This window comes from Streptomyces sp. TP-A0356, assembly GCF_001417775.1.
Taxonomy (GTDB): domain Bacteria; phylum Actinomycetota; class Actinomycetes; order Streptomycetales; family Streptomycetaceae; genus Streptomyces.
The window spans coordinates 67,347-82,841 of the sequence record NZ_BBZJ01000029.1 but is presented as its reverse complement, the minus strand read 5'-3'; the positions used below and the strand labels follow the sequence as shown (position 1 = coordinate 82,841).

Below are 15,495 nucleotides of genomic sequence, written 5' to 3'. Positions count from 1 at the left end.
ACAGTTTCTGGCAAGCCCTCAGACAGTTAGCCACCCAAAAGGAGTGTCATTCTCCAGATCAAACACGTATCCGCTCGATGACACGCCGCTAAGGGCCCTAGGATTCCCCTATCACCTCACCGGTCTCATTCGACAGGAACCCCATGAGCGACACTTCCCCCTACGGCTTCGAGCTTGTGCGGCGTGGGTACGACCGCGCTCAGGTGGACGAACGCATCTCCAAGCTCGTCTCCGACCGTGACAGCGCTCTCACCCGCATCACCGCTCTGGAGAAGCGCATCGAGGAGCTCCACCTCGAGACGCAGAACGCCCAGGCCGCCGTCAGCGACGCGGAGCCGTCCTACGCGGGTCTCGGCGCGCGCGTCGAGAAGATCCTCCGTCTCGCGGAGGAGGAGGCCAAGGACCTGCGCGAGGAGGCCCGCCGCGCCGCCGAGCAGCACCGTGAGCTTGCCGAGTCGGCCGCCCAGCAGGTGCGCAACGACGCAGAATCGTTCGCTGCGGACCGCAAGTCCAAGGCCGAGGACGAGGGCGTCCGGATCGTCGAGAAGGCCAAGAGCGACGCCTCTCAGCTGCGTGCCGAGGCGCAGAAGGACGCGCAGTCCAAGCGCGAGGAGGCGGACGCCCTCTTCGAGGAGACCCGCGCCAAGGCCGCGCAGGCCGCCGCCGACTTCGAGACGAACCTCGCCAAGCGCCGTGAGCAGTCCGAGCGCGATCTGGCCTCCCGTCAGGCCAAGGCCGAGAAGCGCCTGGCCGAGATCGAGCACCGCGCCGAGCAGCTCCGCCTGGAGGCCGAGAAGCTGCGCACGGACGCCGAGCGCCGCGCCCGCCAGACGGTGGAGACGGCCCAGCGCCAGGCCGAGGACATCGTGGCCGACGCGAACGCCAAGGCCGACCGCATCCGCTCGGAATCCGAGCGCGAGCTGGCGGCGCTGACGAACCGTCGCGACTCCATCAACGCCCAGCTCACGAACGTCCGCGAGATGCTCGCGACGCTCACGGGCGCCGCTGTCGCCGCCGCGGGCTCGCCGACCGAGGACGAGCCGATCTCGCGCGGGGTTCCGGCGCAGCAGTCCCGGTAACGCCGGGCGTACGGCAGCCGAACATCCGTGAAGCCCTCCGCCACTCCGGTGGCGGGGGGCTTTGCGCCGTTTTAGCGTGGCCGCATGATCCAGCTCGAGGGGCTGACCAAGCGGTACGGCGAGAAACTGGCGGTCGACGACCTCACGTTCACCGTCAGACCGGGCCTCGTCACGGGCTTCCTCGGGCCGAACGGCGCCGGGAAGTCCACCACCATGCGGATGGTGCTCGGGCTCGACCACCCCACGTCGGGCGATGTGCGCATCGACGGCAGGCACTACGACCGGCTCAAGGACCCGCTGAAGTGCATCGGCGCCCTCCTCGACGCCAAGGCCGTGCACGGCGGCCGCAGTGCCTTCAACCATCTGCTGTGCCTGGCGCAGAGCAACGGCATCCCCACCTCCCGCGTCCACGAGGTCCTCGACACCGTCGGCCTGAGCGCCGTCGCGCGGAAGAAGACCAGGGGGTTCTCGCTGGGCATGGGCCAGCGTCTCGGCATCGCGGCCGCGCTCCTCGGCGACCCGCGGATCCTGATGTTCGACGAGCCGGTCAACGGCCTCGACCCCGAGGGCATCCACTGGATCCGCACCCTGATGAAGTCCCTCGCGGCACAGGGGCGGACGGTGTTCGTCTCCAGCCACCTGATGAGCGAGATTGCGCTCACCGCCGACCACCTCGTGGTCATCGGCCAGGGCCGGCTGCTCGCGGACACCTCCATGACCGACTTCATCCAGCAGAACTCACGCTCGTACGTGCGCATCCGCTCCCCCCAGCGCGAGCAACTGCTCGACCTGCTGCGCGAAGCGGGCATCACGGTCGTCGAGACCGGCAGCGGGGCGCTGGAGGTGGACGGCGGCAAGGCCGAGCTGATCGGCGAACTGGCCGCACGCCACCGGCTCGTGCTGCACGAGCTCAGTACCCAGCAGGCCTCACTGGAGGAGGCGTTCATGCGGCTGACGGCACAGACGGTGGAGTACCACGCGCACACCGACGCGCCCGCCGGCGCCTGGGCCGGGGAGTTCCCGCGCCAGGAGTGGGGCACGGACTGGAAGAGGGGAACCTGAGCCATGGCGGCGACCCAGGTCATCAGGTCCGAGTGGACCAAGATCCGGTCGGTGGCATCCACGGTGTGGACACTCTCGCTGGCCCTGATCGTCACCGTCGCCCTCGGCATGCTGATCTCCGCCCTGACCAGGAGCGAGTTGGACAGTTCGAGCCCGGGCGCCCAGATCTCCCTCGATCCGACCTTCACCAGTTTCGCCGGGATGAGCCTCGGTCAGCTCGCGGTGATCGTGTTCGGGGTGCTCGTCGTGTCGAACGAGTACAGCACCGGCATGATCCGCACCTCGCTCGCCGCGGTCCCCCAGCGCGGCGCCTTCCTGTTCGGCAAGATCACGGTGGCGACCGCGCTCGCCCTCGTCGTGGGCATGGTCACGAGCTTCCTCGCCTTCCACCTCGGGCAGGCGATGCTCGGCCCGCACCGGGCGTCGATCGGCGACCCGGGGGTGCTGCGCGCGGTCATCGGCGGCGGACTGTACATGACACTCATCGCGATGTTCTCGATGGGGGTCGCCGCGATGCTGCGCTCGCCGATGCTGTCGCTGGGCGTCCTGATGCCGTTCTTCTTCCTGATCTCCACCATCCTCGGGACCGTCTCCGCGACGAAGAAGATCGGCCGGTTCCTCCCCGACCAGGCCGGCAGCAAGATCATGCAGGTCGTCCCGGGAGCCGGCGACGACACCCCGTACGGTCCCTGGGGCGGCCTGGGCATCATGGTGCTGTGGGTGATCGCGGCCCTGGTCGGGGGTTACGTCCTGGTGAAGAGACGGGACGCCTGAACCGTGCCCTTGGCGGCGCGGGACCGGCTGACCAGGGCGGACCCCCCACCCCATCGAGGTAAGAACGCCTCACCCCGGTGACCTGCGGGCCTTTGCGTTCTCTTGAGCGGAACCGTCAGCGCCCCGATATCCTCCTAACCCTTACGGGGGGCAGCGTGAGCCCCGACGTCCTGAACCTTTCGATGGGTGCGGAGCATGATCGATGCAGTCGGCCTGACCAAGCGCTACGGCGACAAGACCGCTGTGTACAACCTTTCCTTCCAGGTACGGCCGGGTGCCGTCACCGGCTTCCTCGGGCCCAACGGCTCGGGCAAGTCGACGACCATGCGCATGATCCTCGGCCTGGACAACCCCACCTCGGGGCAGGTGACGATCGGCGGCTTCCCGTACCGCAAGCTGCCCAACGCCCCCCGCCACGTCGGCGCCCTGCTCGACGCCAAGGCGGTCCACGGCGGCAGGGCCGCCCGCAACCACCTGCTGTCCCTCGCCCAGCTCTCGGGCATCCCGGCCCGGCGCGTCGACGAGGTGCTCGGGGTCGTCGGGCTCCAGGACGTGGCCGGCAGACGGTCCAAGGGCTTCTCGCTCGGCATGGGCCAGCGTCTCGGCATCGCCGCCGCGCTCCTCGGCGACCCCCAGGTGCTCCTCTTCGACGAACCGGTCAACGGCCTCGACCCCGAGGGCATCCTCTGGGTGCGCAATCTGATGAAGGCCCTCGCGGCGGAAGGGCGTACCGTCTTCGTCTCCTCCCACCTCATGAGCGAGATGGCGCTCACCGCCGACCACTTGATCGTGATCGGGCGCGGGCAGTTGCTCGCCGACATGAGCGTGAAGGACTTCATCTCCGCCAACTCGGCGGACTTCGCGCGCGTCCGCACGCCCGACACCGAGTCGCAGCAGCGGGAGAAGCTGACCTCCGCGCTCACGGACGCGGGCGGGCACGTGCTGCCCGAACAGGACGGCGCGCTGCGTGTCACCGGGCTGCCGCTGCCGCGCATCAGCGACATCGCGCACGACACCGGCGTACGTCTGTGGGAGCTGTCGCCGCACCAGGCCTCGCTGGAGGAGGCGTACATGCGGATGACGCAGGGCGCGGTCGACTACCGCTCGACCATCGACCAGAAGGAAGGCCTGATGCAGCCGCTGCCGCCCGGCGTCCAGCCGCCGATGCCGGTGCCGGGTCAGGGCCAGCCGGACTGGTACGCCCCGCCGCCGCCCCAGCAGGGCGGGCAGCCGTTCGCGATGCCGGGTGGTCAGCCCGGGCAGCCGCCGGCGGGCCCCTACGCCGCCCCGGCCGCGCCCTCCGTGGGCCGGCAGCCGAACCCCTACGCGCAGCCGGCCCCGCAGGACCGGACACAGTCCGCCGGCGACGCCCCTGCCTCCCCCGCCGGGCCTGCGCCCCAGCAGCCGCCCGCACAGCCCGCCCCCGCTGTCGACACCACCAAGTCCGAGGACGCCCGATGAGCACGCCCCAGCCCCCGATGCCGCAGGCCGCGCCCACCTGGCAGCCGGCGGCCGGTTCCGCGTACCCCGCCTACACCTCGCCGATCCCGGTGGTACGGACCCACCTCGGGCACGCCGTCGCCTCCGAGTGGACGAAGATCAGGTCGGTGCGCTCCACGATGTGGACGCTCGGGGTGTTCGTCCTGCTGGTGATCGGCGTCGGCCTGGCCGCCGCAGCGCTGGTCGCGAACTCGTCGTCGGACCTCTCGGGACAGAATCCGCTGGCCCTCGGCTTCTTCGGGCTGCTCCTCGGCAGCATGTGCGTCATGACGCTCGGTGTGCTGACCACCGCGTCGGAGTACGGCACCGGCATGATCCGCACCACGATGACCGCATGTCCCAGCCGCGGGCGGGTGCTCGCGGCGAAGTCGATCGTGTTCTTCCTCGTGGCCTTCGTGGTCACGCTGGTGGCGACCTCCCTCGTCGCCTTCGCACAGGTGGCCATCCTGAGCGGCCACGGCGCCAAGCACCCCTCCGCCGGGGAGTGGCTGAAAGCCACGGTCGGCGTCTCGCTCTACATCGCGCTGCTCGGACTGCTCTCGCTCGTCGTGGGCTCGATCGTCCGGCACTCGGCGGGCGCCATCACCATCATGATCGGGGCGGTGCTCGCCCCGCTGGTCGTCGCGCTGTTCATGTTCTCGCAGTCGCTGGCCGGCGTGCGCAAGGCCCTGTTCGAGTACTCGATCCCGAACCAGCTCAGCGTCTTCTACGCCAACTCCCTGACCTCCTCGGGCCCGTCGGGCTGGGACCCGCTGTGGATCGCCCTGGTGGTGACCGCCGCCGCCTTCGCCGGTGCCTACCTGCTGCTGGAGCAGCGGGACGTGTAGCCCGGAAGTTCAGTACCTCGGCGCGTTACGGGACCGCTGCACCCGCGTGGTGCGGCGGTCCTTCGCGTTCCAGCATGCCTTGTGCCAGTGCCTGCGGTCGTCCACGCCCGCGTGCTCGGGCCAGGCCACCACGTGCGGGACGCCGGAGGGGATGAGCTGGTCGCAGCCGGGGCAGCGGTAGGCCCTGCCCTCGGCGCCCGCGCCCGCCACGTGCCGTACGCTCCACTCCTCGCCCTGCCAGCTCTCGGTGGACTGCCGGCCGCCGTACCGGGACCTGTCGTCGTCCGCGCTCCGGCCGGAGGCGCCGGAGCCCTTGGGGCGGTTGCGACGCGGGGACACGGGACACCTCACGGGCTATACAGGGAGCAAGGACCGTATCCAGCCTACGCGGCGCGCGCAGGGGTACGCGTACGTCACCAACCCGACAGATGCCCCTCCCCACGGCCCAATCTGCAGACAATCCGCAAATTACTCCGCCAAGCCGTGACTTGGGCACATGTCAGGCAGTTATGCCGGGCGGGGGAGCTCCGCGTCGGAGCCAGGAAAGCAGGAAGTGCGATGCGCGTTGGAAGTTTTGTACTGGCGGCCCAGTTTCCGGGACAGGGCCAGGGGGAGGTGCTGCACCGCGCTGTGCGGTCGGCCGAGGTCGCCGAGGAAGCGGGCCTGGACGCGGTGTGGCTGGCCGAGCACCACTTCGTGCCGTACGGGACGTGCCCGTCGGCGGTCACCCTGGCGGCCCTTCTGCTGGGCCGCACCCGGCGGATCCGGGTCGGCACCGCGGTGAGCGTCCTGCCCACCGTCCACCCGGTCGCGCTGGGCGAGCAGGCCGCGCTGCTGCACATCACCTCGGGCGGGCGCTTCTCGCTCGGGGTGGGACGCGGTGGGCCGTGGGTGGACCTGGAGGTCTTCGGCTCCGGACTCCAGGCGTACGAGACCGGGTTCCCGGAATCACTCGATCTGCTGATGCGCTGGCTGCGCGAACCATCCGTCGCCGCCGCGGGGGAACGATTCAGCTTCCGGGAAGTCCCGGTCGTCCCCAGGCCGTCCGAGTCGCTGACCGACAGTGAGGGACCCGAGGTCGTCGTCGCCTGCACCTCGCCGGCGAGCGTACGACTGGCGGCGCAGCGCGGGCTGCCGATGCTGCTCGGCATGCACGTCGGGGACGAGGAGAAGGCGGACATGGTCGCGCTGTGGCGGCAGTACGCGCGCGGGGCCGGGGTCGACGGCGATGTGATCGCCGACGCGGGTCATGTCTCGGCGGGCATCTGCCAGATCGCAGATCGGCGCATCGACGCGGTGGAGGCGCTGACGAAGGCGATGCCAGGCTGGCTGAAAGAGGGACTCGACGCGCATGTGACGGTCGACGGCCGGGCCCGTTCGATGCGGGATCCGCTGGCGTACACGGAACTGCTGTGCGGGCTGCACCCGGTGGGCACCCCACGGTTGTGCGTCGACCGGCTCACCGCGACCGCGGAGCGGACGGGCATCGCGCGCTTCGCCCTGCTCGTCGAGGGCTCCGGCGACCTCGCGGCGACGGAGGAGAACGTACGGAGGCTGGGGGCCGAGGTGCTCCCCCGGCTCCGCTGAGCCGGCCCCGGGCCCAGCCTGTCGCCGGGGGCGCCGACGGGAGCTTGCCGCTCCGGTACAGATGAATGCACCTCCCGCGTACGGAGCGGCAAGCCATGCGGCATCGCGTGCGTCAGCAGTCCCGCAGTTCCGGAGACTGGTTGAGCAGCTGATTGCGGACCGAGGTGAAACGGGCCAGCGTGTCGTCCACCGCGGAGTCCAGCGGGAACACCGCCACCCGGTGGCAGTTCTGGAACGCCAGGCGCACTCCGAAGTGCCGCTGCAGGGCGCCGCGTATCGCGTCACTCGCAAGCGCTCGCAGCAGCTGTCCACGTGCCTGCTCGTCCGGCGGGGGCGTCTGGTTGTCGGCGAACTCGCCGCCGTCCACCTTCAGCTGGGCCACCAGGGAGCTGATCATCTCCCACGCATAGGGCAGGGAGGTCCGGACGCAGTCGACGAAATCGGCTTCGTCGACCTCGCCTCGCTCGGCCTGTTCGAGTAGGGCCGGTGAGACGTCGAGCGACATGGGTTCTCCTCTCGCACCCCCGGACAACAGGGGTTGACGGACAGGGAAGGGAGTTCGCGATATCGAACACGCTGCGTACACACCCCGCGACCTCCCGTTTACTACGTTATGCAACGGGCGGTGACGGCACCAGGAGAATGCGCAGACCGTGAACTCCCGCTAGGCACACAACCAGCCACTGCCGAACAGGGGCATCACGGAACAAAGGGAGGCGCCGACCGAAGGGCGCGCGGGCACACCCGGGAGGGTCGGCCCGGGGTGGTCGGGTGTGGTCGGCGCGACTGCGGGCGGCGGGTCGCGGGGCCCCCTGGGACAGCTCACGAGGGCGAATCGCGTCGGGGCGGTGGCGTCGAGTAGCGTTGCCGACCATGCGTCTCGTCATTGCCCGGTGCTCCGTCGACTACGCGGGCCGTCTCACCGCACACCTTCCCTCCGCGCCCCGTCTGATCCTGGTCAAGGCGGACGGCAGCGTTTCGATCCACGCGGACGACCGGGCCTACAAACCCCTCAACTGGATGTCGCCGCCCTGCACGCTCAAGGAGGGTGCGGGTGACGAGGACGGGGTCTGGACCGTCATCAACAAAGCAGGCGAGAAACTGATCATCACGATGGAGGAGATCCTCCACGACTCGTCGCACGAACTCGGCGTGGACCCCGGTCTGATCAAGGACGGCGTGGAAGCGCACCTCCAGGAACTGCTCGCGGACCGTATCGAGACGCTCGGCGAGGGCTACACGCTCATCCGCCGCGAGTACATGACGGCGATCGGGCCGGTGGACATCCTGTGCCGGGACGCCGACGGCGGGACCGTGGCCGTGGAGATCAAGCGGCGCGGCGAGATCGACGGTGTCGAACAGCTCACGCGCTATCTGGAGCTCCTGAACCGGGACCCGCATCTCGCGCCGGTCCGCGGCATCTTCGCGGCCCAGGAGATCAAGCCGCAGGCCCGCGTCCTCGCCACGGACCGCGGCATCGGCTGCGCGGTCCTGGACTACGACGCGATGCGCGGCATCGAGGACGACAAGCTGCGGTTGTTCTGAGGGGCGTACGCACGACGGTGAGGGCCGGTTCCCCGGGGAACCGGCCCTCACCCGCTGGAGCTGCCTTCAGATCACCGAAGCCGTGCCGCTGGGCCTCCCCGAGCCACTGGCCGTCGGGGCGCCCGCCGAGCTCGTCGTCGTGGCCGGGGAGCTGGAGGACGGGCCGCTGGCCGAGTTGGAGGCGGGCGGGGCGGTCGATCCCGAGGACGACGGCGACGCGGACGGCGACGAGTCAGAAGGCGAGCCGCTCGGCGTCGACTGCGACGGCGACGGCTTCGGCGGCGAGGGCTTGTGCGACGGCTGCGACGGCTGCGAAGGCGACTGTGCCGGGGTCGTACCCTGCGTGCCCGTCGGGTTGTCCGATGGCTGCGTCGCGCCGCCCGGCGTCGGGCCACCCGTAGTCCCGGGGGTGCCCTTCGAGCCGGTACCCGCTGCCTTCGGCGCCCCCGACGCGCCCGAACCGCCCCCGCGCCCGCCCTTGTTCGCCTTGTCCGCGCCGAGGCCGCCGTCGTTCGCGCCCTGGCTCGCCGAGGGGCCCACCTGGACCTTGTCGGACGGGGCGTTGCCGTCGTTGTTCGAGGTCATGCCGAGCGTCACGACGGTGCCGAGCAGGGCGACCAGCGCCGCTCCGGCGCCCGCCGCCACCAGATTGCGCCGGGTGCCCTTCGCCACGCCCCGGACGCCACCGGTGCCGTGCACCGGCCCGGCCGCCGCCTGGTGGGTGACCAGCCTCGCCGTGTCGCCGGTCGGTACGGCCGGCCCGAAGGCGGCCGGCACACCACCGGGCGGCGACGCCGGCTCCTCGTGCCGCGCGTCCCCCACCTCCTCGCCCGCCGCCGTACGCCCGCCGGGCGGGGTCGCGCCGGAGCGGTCGGCGACCAGGGCGAGGGCGCGCCGCCCGGCGACCGTGCCGCGCTTGTCGGAGAGGGCGCCGCGCAGCCCGATGGAGGCCTCCAGCTCGGCACGGGCGCGGTCGAGCTGCCCGCCGCAGAGCGCAAGGATGCCCAACTCATGGTGGAAGTAGGCCTGTTCGCCGACCTCGCCGGCGAGCCGTGAGGCCTCCGCGCCGGAGCGCAGCGCCCGCTCCCAGGCGCCCCAGTGCAGGCCCGCGGCGAACGCGGGTGCGGACTGCCGGGCCAGTCGTACGGCGGCGCTCTCCTCGTCCTCCCCGGGGGGTGTCGTCAGCGGCACCAGGAAGGTCAGGGCGGCCAGCACGGCGTCGGCCTCCGCCGAGACCCGTGCCGGGGTCACCGAGGGGTGGCCGGCCCACCAGGCGTAGTGCTGGGCGGCCTTGAGCGCGTAGTCCTCCGCTCCGGTGTCGTACCCGGCGGCCTCCAGCTGGGTCAGTACCCCGGCCGCGAGGCGGTAGCGGGAGCCCACCGGGGAGACCAGCGCGCAGCCGACGAGTTCGGCGAGCGCCGCGTCCGCGTGGGTGTCGTCCACGAGGGCCGGCAGATGTGTCTGGTGGGGCACCTCGCCGCCGAGCGCGACCGCGAACTTGAGTGTGTCGCGCGCCGACGCGCTCAGCCGGGAGGCCAGCAGCGGGGCGGGCGCGGCGGCCTCGGCGAGCGACGGCAGCGGTACGTCGTGTCCGTCCCCGGCGCTGAAGGGCGCCTCCACCGGGGCTTCCTGGAAGACGCCGAACGCGTCGAAGGCGTCGGCTCCGGCGCGCATCCGGTCCCGCTGCCGCAGCAGCGCCCCGGCCTGCACGAAGCGCAGCGGCAGTCCCTCGGACTCGAACCACAGGTCGCCCGCCCAGTTCGCCTCCTCCTCGGTGAGGTCGCGGCCGACGGCGCGTTCGAGGAGTTCCAGGCCGCCCGCACGGTCGAGTCCGCCGAGGAAGACCTCTTCCACCTGTGAGTCGGAGGAGGGCGCGGGCACCTCGGGCGTGGCCGAGAGCAGGAACGCGCACTCGGGCGTCGCGTCGAGCAGCTCGTCGAGGGCGGTGCCCCCGAACTCCAGGTCGTCGAGGACGACCACGGCGCCGATCTCGCGGACGTACTGGAGCACTTCCTCCCGTTCCGGGCGGTACTGGGGCGCGCTGTGGACTGCGGCGAAGAGGTCGTACAGGAGGTCGTTCGTGGTACGCCGGTAGCCGGAGAGGCGGATGACACCGTCGGGCGCGAGGTCCGCGCAGTCCTCGGCGACGACGTGCAGGAGCGCCGTGCGGCCGGAGCCGGAGGGTCCGGTGAGCCGGACCGAGCGGCCTCGGGCCAGGAGCCGTACGAGCCGTTCGCGCTCCTCCTGGCGCTCCAGCAGCGGCAGCCGCGGCTGCGTGGGCCCGGGTGGCACGGGCGGCCGGGCGGCGCGGTCGTGCTCGGCCCGCTCGGCGGCGCCGTGCTTCACCGGCCGGGCGGGCCGCTCCCCCGGTGGGCAGACCTCTATCTCACTGCCGTCGACCGGGTTGACGGTGAGCAGGAAGTCGCCCGAGACGAGCTGGACGGTACGGGCGTGTGTCGGTGTCGGCTGTCCGAAGTCCGGTGTCATGGGGTCCCGGGGCGGCCGCTGGCGCGGCGTGTCCTGGGCGCCGTCGTGGCCGTACTCCTCGGGTCCCGGGTTGATCGGGTCCATAGGTCCTAGCCCCCAAAAGCGTGGTGTGCCTGAGCCCCTCCCGGCCTTGCTGCACACTGCGCTGTCGCTTCTGGTCCGGTGCCCGCTTCGAGGGTGACGGGCGGCGGGCAGCCGCACCCTAAACCTTCGCACAGTATCTCTGACAAGCCGGGGTACCGCGCCGCCCGAGACATCACAGTCTCGTGAGGATTGCGTGCGACGGGCGTTTCGTCGGCGTTGGCACCGTGGGGGCCCGCACCGCCGGGTTCACACCCGGGGCAGCGACTCCACCCCGATGCCGCCCTCGATGGCCAGGATCCGGTGGAGCCGGGTGGCCACCAGCAGGCGCTGCATCTGCGGTGGTACGCCACGCAGCACCAGCCGCCGACCGCACCGCCCGGCCCGCCGGTGGGCTCCCATGATCACCCCGAGTCCGGTGGCGTCCCAGGAGTCCAGTTCGGACAGGTCGAGCACCAGGTCACCGACTCCGTCGTCGACGGCCGTGTGCAGGACCGTACGGGCGTCCGCCGCGCTGTGGACGTCGAGGCGGCCCCCGACGACCAGCCCGGCGTGGTCGCCCCTGATGTGCATATGCGCTCCCCGAGAGTGCGTCGTCGTACTCCGCGTTGTCGTTGTGCAACGTCTGACTGCCCGAAAGGCAGTCAGGTTGCCGTCTGTGAGCGAACCGATACCGAATTCACCCCATGGGGTGACGCCCCCGAGGCAGCAGCGGTTCAGTACGTGTAAAAGCCCTGCCCGCTCTTGCGGCCGATGTCACCGGCGTCCACCATCCGGCGCATCAGCTCCGGCGGGGCGAACTTCTCGTCCTGGGACTCGGTGTAGATGTTGCTGGTGGCGTGCAGCAGGATGTCGACGCCGGTGAGGTCGGCCGTGGCCAGCGGCCCCATGGCGTGCCCGAAGCCCAGCTTGCAGGCGAGGTCGATGTCCTCGGCGGTGGCCACACCCGACTCGTACAGCTTGGTCGCCTCGACGACCAGCGCCGAGATGAGGCGGGTCGTCACGAAGCCGGCGACGTCGCGGTTGACGACGATGCAGGTCTTGCCCACGGACTCGGCGAACTCGCGGGCGCGGGCGAGGGTTTCGTCGCTCGTCTTGTAGCCGCGGACGAGCTCGACGAGCTGCATCATCGGCACCGGCGAGAAGAAGTGCACGCCGACGACCCGCTCCGGGCGCTCGGTGGCCGCCGCGATCTTGGTGATCGGGATGGCGGAGGTGTTGGACGCGAGCACGGTGTCCTCGCGGACGAGCTTGTCGAGCGTCCGGAAGATCTCGTGCTTCACCTCCAGTTTCTCGAAGACGGCCTCGACGACGACGTCCGCGTCGGCGGCCGCTTCGAGGTCGGTGGTCGCGGTGATGCGGGCGAGGGCCGCGTCGGCGTCGTGCGCCTCCAGCCTGCCCTTGCTCACGAACTTGTCGTACGAGGCCTTGATGGCGTCCGTGCCACGCGTGAGCGCCTCGTCCGTGACATCACGCAGGACGACGTCCCAGCCGGCCTGGGCCGATACCTGGGCGATACCGGAACCCATCAGCCCGGCTCCGATGACGGCAAGCTTCCGTGCCACTGTGCGACTCCCCTGACGCGCTGTCCGTGTTGGCCTCTCGGCCGGACACTAGCGCTCGTGAGGGGCCGTGTGACCGGTTAGTAATGCGCGTCACGTCTCACATGACGGACATCACACCGGCACTGGTCACTCCGCCGCCCGGACGGCGTAGTTGAGCACCTTCTCGCTCAACAGTCCCTCCATGTCGTCGAGAAGCACCAGCACCTCGCGTGACACTTCGCCCGGATTGCGCCCTGCCATCATCTCCCGCCCGATGACGGCCATGACCGTCTGGTGGACCCAGTTGATCTGACCGGCGATCAGGGTGGGCAGCGGGTCGTCGGCCGCGGCGCCGGTCTCCTCGCGCAGGGCGTCGTCGAGGTTGTCGAGGACTTCCTGCGCGATGGCCCACAGACGGGAGCGAAGGGCCGGCGCCTCGTGAATGACCTTCATGAAACGGTCATACCCCTCCATCAGACCCACCCGGGGCGACACCGCCTCGACCTCCTCGCGCAGTTCGCGCAGTACGGCCACCGCGGCCGACTCGCCCTTCTCGCGCCCGCGCACCCAGCGGGCGAGCCGGTCCACGACACCTCTGGAGCGGTCGAGGAAGAGGTCCTCCTTGGCGGGGAAGTAGTTGTAGACGGTGTTGACGGAGACGTCCGCCGCGTCGGCGACCTCCGCGACCGTCACGGCGTCGAAGCCACGCTCCAGGAACAGCCCCGTGGCGACATCCGAGATGTACTGCCGCGTCTGCCGCTTCTTCCGCTCCCTGAGCCCCTCAGCCATGTCTCGATCCTAGCTTCGCTGGAGCCTCTGAGAATTTGGAGTCATTGCAAAATTTCAGGGACTCTGTTTTTCTGGGACCATGACCATCATCAGTACGGCCGGTCTGGCCCATACCTTCCGGACGAGGCGCGGCCCGGTGGACGCGGTGCGCGGCATCGACCTGACGGTCCGGGAAGGGGAGATCCTCGGGTTCCTCGGGCCGAACGGCGCGGGCAAGACGACCACCCTCCGGATGCTCACGACTCTGCTGCGGCCCACCGGCGGCGCCGCCACGGTCGCGGGGTGCGACCTCGTCAACGACGCCGAGGGGGTGCGCCGTGCCTGTGGCTACGTGGCCCAGTCCGGCGGCGTGGATCCGCACGTGACGGTGCGGGAGGAACTCGTCACCCAGGGACGGCTCTACCGTCTGACGAAGGCCCAGGCGGTGGAGCGCGCCGAGGAGTTGGTCCACGACCTCGACCTCGACGGGCTGCTGGACCGCAGGACGGCCGCGCTCTCCGGCGGTCAGCGCAGAAGGCTCGACATCGCGATGGGACTCACGCATCGCCCCCGCGTGCTCTTCCTCGACGAGCCGACGACGGGCCTCGACCCCGGCAGCCGCGCCGACCTCTGGGACCTCGTACGGCGTCTGCGGGACGAGCACGGCACGACCGTCTTCCTCACCACGCACTACCTCGACGAGGCGGACGCGCTCTCCGACCGGCTCGTGATCGTGGACAAGGGGGTCGTGGTGGCGGAGGGCACCCCGGGCGCGCTGAAGCTGGAGCACGGCGGCTCGATCGACGCGACGCTCCAGGACACGTTCCTCGCGATCACCGGCCGCGGCCCGGCGCCGGCCGACTCCACTCCCCTGGCCGTATAGGACGTATCGAACGATGCTGCTGCACGACACCGCACTGATCTTCGGGCGCTACGCCCGTCAGACGCTCCGCTCCCGGTTCGCCATGCTCTTCGGCGTCCTGACGCCGCTGCTCTACCTCCTCTTCTTCGGCCCGCTGCTCACCGACCTGCCACTCGCGTCGCGGGGCAGTTCATGGCAGGTGCTGGTGCCCGGGCTGCTGCTCCAACTCGGGCTGTTCGGGGCAGCGTTCGCCGGGTTCGCGATCATCATCGAGAAGAACCTCGGGATCGTGGAGCGGATGCGGGTCACGTCCGTCAGCCGGCTCGCGCTACTGCTCGGCCGGGTACTGCGGGACGCCGCCGTCTTCGTCCTCCAGGCGGTACTGCTGGTGCTCGCCGCGCTGGCGATGGGCCTGCGGGCGCCGCTCGCGGGGATCCTGATCGGCTTCGCCTTCGTCGCCCTGCTGACGCTCTCGCTCGCCTCGCTGTCGTACGCGCTGGCCATGAAGGTCCCCACCCCGCAGGAGTTCGGCCCCGCCATCAACGCGATGACCATGCCGTCCATGCTGCTGTCGGGTCTGATGCTGCCGATGTCCCTGGCCCCCGGCTGGCTGGACGTGCTCTCCCACTTCATGCCGTTCCGCTATCTGGTGGACGCGGTCCGGGACGCCTACGTCGGCTCGTACGCGACGGCGCACATGCTGTACGGCGTCCTGGTGGCCCTCGGCCTCACGACGCTCTCCGTGACGGTGGGCACACGGGTGTTCCGGACGGCCGGGGCGTAACTACGCTGGTCGCATGGTCAATCTGACACGCATCTACACGCGTACCGGCGACAAGGGCAGCACGCACCTCGGCGACATGAGCCGGGTGCCGAAGACCGATCTACGCATCGCCGCGTACGCGGACGCCAACGAGGCGAACGCGGTGATCGGCACCGCGATCGCGCTGGGCGGCCTCGACGAGGAGGTCGTCAAGGTCCTCACCCGCGTGCAGAACGACCTGTTCGACGTGGGCGCGGACCTGTCGACGCCGGTGGCCGAGAACCCGGAGTTCCCGCCGCTGCGGGTCGAGCAGTTCTATGTCGACCGGCTGGAGGCGGACTGTGACCGCTTCCTCGCCGAGCTGGAGAAGCTGCGCTCGTTCATCCTGCCCGGCGGCACTCCCGGCGCGGCTCTGCTGCACCAGGCGTGCACGGTCGTACGGCGGGCGGAGCGCTCGACCTGGGCCGCCCTCGAGGCGCACGGCGAGGTGATGAACCCGCTGACCGCGACCTACCTCAACCGCCTCTCCGACCTGCTGTTCATTCTCGCCCGGTACGCCAACAAGGAGACCGGCGACGTGCTGTGGGTGCCGGGCGGGGAGCGCTGAGGCGCGCTC

The 15,495-nt window shown here is 70.7% G+C and carries 16 protein-coding genes; 10 read left to right on the top strand and 6 right to left on the bottom strand.

The window, feature by feature from the left end; all coding sequences use genetic code 11:
- Positions 1-143: 143 nt before the first annotated feature.
- The 5 genes from ASC56_RS30645 to ASC56_RS30625 all read left to right on the top strand — a co-directional run bounded on the left by ASC56_RS30645 (position 144) and on the right by ASC56_RS30625 (position 5,242).
- Positions 144-1,079 carry a hypothetical protein gene (locus ASC56_RS30645; RefSeq protein WP_055494848.1) on the top strand — a complete coding sequence of 312 codons (936 nt, stop codon included), beginning with the start codon at positions 144-146 and terminating at the stop codon, positions 1,077-1,079.
- A gap of 84 nt (positions 1,080-1,163) precedes the next feature.
- Positions 1,164-2,141, top strand: a complete 978-nt coding sequence (locus ASC56_RS30640; RefSeq protein WP_055494847.1) for an ABC transporter ATP-binding protein — start codon at positions 1,164-1,166, stop codon at positions 2,139-2,141.
- A gap of 3 nt (positions 2,142-2,144) precedes the next feature.
- Entirely contained in the window at positions 2,145-2,915 is a 771-nt protein-coding gene (locus ASC56_RS30635; RefSeq protein WP_055494846.1) for an ABC transporter permease, read from the top strand.
- Between the two features lie 195 nt (positions 2,916-3,110).
- Positions 3,111-4,376 carry an ABC transporter ATP-binding protein gene (locus ASC56_RS30630; protein WP_055494845.1) on the top strand — a complete coding sequence of 422 codons (1,266 nt, stop codon included), beginning with the start codon at positions 3,111-3,113 and terminating at the stop codon, positions 4,374-4,376.
- Positions 4,373-5,242, top strand: a complete 870-nt coding sequence (locus tag ASC56_RS30625; protein ID WP_055494844.1) for an ABC transporter permease subunit — start codon at positions 4,373-4,375, stop codon at positions 5,240-5,242. Before ASC56_RS30630 ends, ASC56_RS30625 begins: the two co-directional genes overlap by 4 nt.
- 9 nt (positions 5,243-5,251) lie before the next feature.
- Here ASC56_RS30625 and ASC56_RS30620 read toward each other — a convergent pair whose 3' ends face one another.
- Positions 5,252-5,581, bottom strand: a complete 330-nt coding sequence (locus ASC56_RS30620) for a hypothetical protein (RefSeq protein WP_055494843.1) — start codon at positions 5,579-5,581, stop codon at positions 5,252-5,254.
- 219 nt (positions 5,582-5,800) lie between these two features.
- On the opposite strand from ASC56_RS30620, the gene ASC56_RS30615 reads away from it, so the two are divergent.
- Positions 5,801-6,829 carry an LLM class flavin-dependent oxidoreductase gene (locus ASC56_RS30615; RefSeq protein WP_055494842.1) on the top strand — a complete coding sequence of 343 codons (1,029 nt, stop codon included), beginning with the start codon at positions 5,801-5,803 and terminating at the stop codon, positions 6,827-6,829.
- 112 nt (positions 6,830-6,941) lie between these two features.
- On the opposite strand, the gene ASC56_RS30610 is transcribed toward ASC56_RS30615, so the two are convergent.
- A complete protein-coding gene (locus tag ASC56_RS30610; protein WP_055494841.1) occupies positions 6,942-7,334 on the bottom strand; it encodes an SCO5389 family protein in 393 nt (130 codons plus the stop codon).
- A gap of 368 nt (positions 7,335-7,702) precedes the next feature.
- Between ASC56_RS30610 and nucS the strand changes: the two genes are divergently transcribed.
- Entirely contained in the window at positions 7,703-8,374 is a 672-nt protein-coding gene (gene nucS, locus ASC56_RS30605; protein ID WP_055494840.1) for an endonuclease NucS, read from the top strand.
- A 66-nt stretch (positions 8,375-8,440) separates the two neighbouring features.
- Here the strand turns inward: nucS and ASC56_RS30600 are convergent, their stop codons facing one another.
- The 4 genes from ASC56_RS30600 to ASC56_RS30585 all read right to left on the bottom strand — a co-directional run bounded on the left by ASC56_RS30600 (position 8,441) and on the right by ASC56_RS30585 (position 13,275).
- Positions 8,441-10,945, bottom strand: coding sequence for an ATP-binding protein (locus ASC56_RS30600; protein WP_055494839.1), 2,505 nt, complete (start codon positions 10,943-10,945; stop codon positions 8,441-8,443).
- Positions 10,946-11,191: 246 nt separating this feature from the next.
- Positions 11,192-11,515, bottom strand: a complete 324-nt coding sequence (locus ASC56_RS30595; RefSeq protein WP_055494838.1) for an STAS domain-containing protein — start codon at positions 11,513-11,515, stop codon at positions 11,192-11,194.
- Between the two features lie 143 nt (positions 11,516-11,658).
- The gene (locus ASC56_RS30590) at positions 11,659-12,507 is read right to left on the bottom strand and encodes a 3-hydroxyacyl-CoA dehydrogenase family protein (RefSeq protein ID WP_055494837.1); all 849 of its coding nucleotides are present in this window, start codon (positions 12,505-12,507) and stop codon (positions 11,659-11,661) included.
- 126 nt (positions 12,508-12,633) lie between these two features.
- The gene (locus ASC56_RS30585; RefSeq protein ID WP_055494836.1) at positions 12,634-13,275 is read right to left on the bottom strand and encodes a TetR/AcrR family transcriptional regulator; all 642 of its coding nucleotides are present in this window, start codon (positions 13,273-13,275) and stop codon (positions 12,634-12,636) included.
- 79 nt (positions 13,276-13,354) lie between these two features.
- Between ASC56_RS30585 and ASC56_RS30580 the strand changes: the two genes are divergently transcribed.
- Genes ASC56_RS30580 through ASC56_RS30570 form a run of 3 tightly spaced genes read left to right on the top strand, consistent with a single transcriptional unit; the run spans position 13,355 to position 15,486 of the window.
- On the top strand, positions 13,355-14,137 hold the full coding sequence (locus ASC56_RS30580) for an ABC transporter ATP-binding protein (protein ID WP_055494835.1): 783 nt from the start codon (positions 13,355-13,357) through the stop codon (positions 14,135-14,137).
- 13 nt (positions 14,138-14,150) lie between these two features.
- Positions 14,151-14,900 carry an ABC transporter permease gene (locus ASC56_RS30575; protein ID WP_055494834.1) on the top strand — a complete coding sequence of 250 codons (750 nt, stop codon included), beginning with the start codon at positions 14,151-14,153 and terminating at the stop codon, positions 14,898-14,900.
- A gap of 13 nt (positions 14,901-14,913) precedes the next feature.
- Positions 14,914-15,486: a cob(I)yrinic acid a,c-diamide adenosyltransferase gene (locus ASC56_RS30570; RefSeq protein ID WP_055494833.1), complete on the top strand. Its 573-nt coding sequence runs from the start codon at positions 14,914-14,916 to the stop codon at positions 15,484-15,486.
- Positions 15,487-15,495 lie beyond the last annotated feature (9 nt).

Coding starts and splice junctions, on each gene's coding strand:
- ASC56_RS30645 (WP_055494848.1), top strand. CDS start 144: ATGAGCGACACTTCCCCCTACGGCTTCGAGCTTGTGCGGCGTGGGTAC.
- ASC56_RS30640 (WP_055494847.1), top strand. CDS start 1,164: ATGATCCAGCTCGAGGGGCTGACCAAGCGGTACGGCGAGAAACTGGCG.
- ASC56_RS30635 (WP_055494846.1), top strand. CDS start 2,145: ATGGCGGCGACCCAGGTCATCAGGTCCGAGTGGACCAAGATCCGGTCG.
- ASC56_RS30630 (WP_055494845.1), top strand. CDS start 3,111: ATGATCGATGCAGTCGGCCTGACCAAGCGCTACGGCGACAAGACCGCT.
- ASC56_RS30625 (WP_055494844.1), top strand. CDS start 4,373: ATGAGCACGCCCCAGCCCCCGATGCCGCAGGCCGCGCCCACCTGGCAG.
- ASC56_RS30615 (WP_055494842.1), top strand. CDS start 5,801: ATGCGCGTTGGAAGTTTTGTACTGGCGGCCCAGTTTCCGGGACAGGGC.
- ASC56_RS30610 (WP_055494841.1), bottom strand. CDS start 7,334: ATGTCGCTCGACGTCTCACCGGCCCTACTCGAACAGGCCGAGCGAGGC.
- nucS (WP_055494840.1), top strand. CDS start 7,703: ATGCGTCTCGTCATTGCCCGGTGCTCCGTCGACTACGCGGGCCGTCTC.
- ASC56_RS30600 (WP_055494839.1), bottom strand. CDS start 10,945: ATGGACCCGATCAACCCGGGACCCGAGGAGTACGGCCACGACGGCGCC.
- ASC56_RS30595 (WP_055494838.1), bottom strand. CDS start 11,515: ATGCACATCAGGGGCGACCACGCCGGGCTGGTCGTCGGGGGCCGCCTC.
- ASC56_RS30585 (WP_055494836.1), bottom strand. CDS start 13,275: ATGGCTGAGGGGCTCAGGGAGCGGAAGAAGCGGCAGACGCGGCAGTAC.
- ASC56_RS30580 (WP_055494835.1), top strand. CDS start 13,355: ATGACCATCATCAGTACGGCCGGTCTGGCCCATACCTTCCGGACGAGG.
- ASC56_RS30575 (WP_055494834.1), top strand. CDS start 14,151: ATGCTGCTGCACGACACCGCACTGATCTTCGGGCGCTACGCCCGTCAG.
- ASC56_RS30570 (WP_055494833.1), top strand. CDS start 14,914: ATGGTCAATCTGACACGCATCTACACGCGTACCGGCGACAAGGGCAGC.